Below are 2,093 nucleotides of genomic sequence, written 5' to 3'. Positions count from 1 at the left end.
CTCATCACCCTCAACCAGGGCCAAGGGGAGGTCTGCTTCGACCTGAGCTGGGCTGGGATCGACGGCACTGTGACGGCAGCGCACATCCATGTTGGAGCCGCCGGAGTTGCCGGGGACGTGGTGGTCCCGCTGTTCGCCGGTTCCTTGGCAGGCACCGACAGAGCCAGTGCCTGTGTCTCGGGCGTGAGCGAGGAGCTGATCAAGGCCATCAGGCAGAACCCGGAGAGCTACTACGTGAACATTCACAGCGACGTGTTCCCGGCAGGGGCGGTCCGCGGGCAGCTCGCCAAATAGGCCACCAATGGCAGGACCAGGGCGGTAGAGCACTAGATCGAAATCCGGTGCTCTTGGCGGCTCAGCTCAGCTCGGCTTGCCTGGCGAACTGGGGGTCCGGGTACGACGGAGGGGAGCGGGCCGCGCCGGCCGCCTGGCCGCCTCGGCAGCCAACCATCGGTGCGTCGACGCCGTAGGTCCTGGTAGCGAAGGAGGGGAAGATGAGGTTTCGTGCTGTCGGCGTGCTCGCGCTGGTGACCGTGGTGCTGGCGGCATCGGCTGCGCAGGCGCACCCGCTCGATGATCCCTACGACGACACGGTCTTCGCCCGGATCAGCGGGCCGGGCGGCCCCAGGATCGACCTGGAGGTCGTGGCCGAGGGCCTGGTGTCGCCGGGGAAGGCGGTCACGGCCCCGGGCGACGCCAGCGGCCTGTACGTGGTCGACCAGCCGGGCCAGCTCTGGCGCGTCGACCTGGCGACTGGGATGAAGGCACTGGTCTTGGACGTCAGCGGGCGGCTGGTGCCGCTGGGTGTCTGCGGCCCGGGAACCTTCGACGAGCGCGGCTTCCTGGGGGTGGCGTTCCACCCCGACTACGGGTCGAACGGAAAGCTGTACACCTACACCTCGGAGCCTGTCGTCGGGCTGCCGACCTTCCCGAGCACAGTGCCGCCGGGCACAGCGCCAGACCATCAGAACGTCGTGGCCGAGTGGATGGCGAGGGGGGGCGTGGTCGATCCCGCCAGCCGGCGTGAGCTCATGCGCGTGGACTGGCCGCAGTTCAACCACGACGGCGGCGACCTGGCCTTTGGGCCCGACCGGATGCTGTACGTCTCGATGGGTGACGGCGGCAGCGCCGACGACGCCGACGGCCAGCTGTTCACCACGGCGCCGCCGAACTACCCGCCGTGTGGGGAGGCGCCGACGGTCGGCCACCAGGGCGACGGCAACGCCCAGAAGCTCAACACGCCGCACGGCAAGGTCCTGCGGATCGACGTGGACGGCCGTACCTCGGCGAATGGCCAGTACGGGATCCCCTCCGACAACCCCTTCGTCGGGACCGCCGGCGCACTGGGCGAGGTCTACGCGCTGGGCTTCCGCAACCCCTACCGGTTCTCGTTCGACACTGAGACCGGCCTGCTGTTTTTGGGGGACGTGGGCCAAAACGACCTGGAGGAGGTCGACGTCGTCACCAGGGGCGGCAACTACGGCTGGAACTTCCGGGAAGGGTCGTTCTTCTTCCACATCAACGGCAACGACCCTGGCTTCGCCAGCCGCAAGGCCGACCCCGCCAGGCCGATCCCGTCCAGGCTGAGCGACCCGCTGGCCCAGTACGACACCCACCACGAGGGCCACTCGGTCATCGGCGGCTTCGTCTACCACGGGACCAGGTTCCCGCAGCTGGAGGACCGCTACGTGTTCGGCGAGTACTCGCGGCTATTCCTGTTCCCGGACGGACCCGACGACCACGGGCGGCTGCTGTCCCTGGCGCCGGTCCCCAACCTCGCGGCCGCCAACCATCGCACGGTCCATGAGCTCAGAGGGTTCCCACAGGCCATCGCCGAGCTGGGTCTCACCGCCCCGTCCCATGGCCCGGAGACATTCCCGCCCACCATGGCGGTGCTGGGGATGGGTCAGGACACCAGCGGTGAGGTGTACGTCACCGGCAACAAGACCGGCCGCCCATTCGGCACCGACGGCGTCGTCTTGAGGATCGTTCCCGCGAACTAGCCGCGCGGACCACAGCGCTTCGCGGGAGTGGGTACACCGGAGAGGCCGGGGGATACCCCGGCCTCTCGCCGCGTGCGGTCCGAGGAGGAG

At 69.1% G+C, this 2,093-nt stretch carries 2 protein-coding genes; both read left to right on the top strand.

Annotated elements, in window-relative coordinates:
* The coding region (locus VF468_24325; GenBank protein ID HEX5881415.1) for a CHRD domain-containing protein at positions 1–294 on the top strand (294 nt) is incomplete at its 5' end.
* A 200-nt stretch (positions 295–494) separates the two neighbouring features.
* Positions 495–2,003, top strand: coding sequence for a PQQ-dependent sugar dehydrogenase (locus tag VF468_24320; protein ID HEX5881414.1), 1,509 nt, complete (start codon positions 495–497; stop codon positions 2,001–2,003).
* Positions 2,004–2,093: the final 90 nt, after the last annotated feature.

The organism is Actinomycetota bacterium, assembly GCA_036280995.1.
Classification (GTDB): Bacteria; Actinomycetota; CALGFH01; order CALGFH01; family CALGFH01; genus CALGFH01.
Note: the sequence above shows the minus strand (reverse complement) of the source record. Positions and strands in the feature narration are given on the sequence as shown.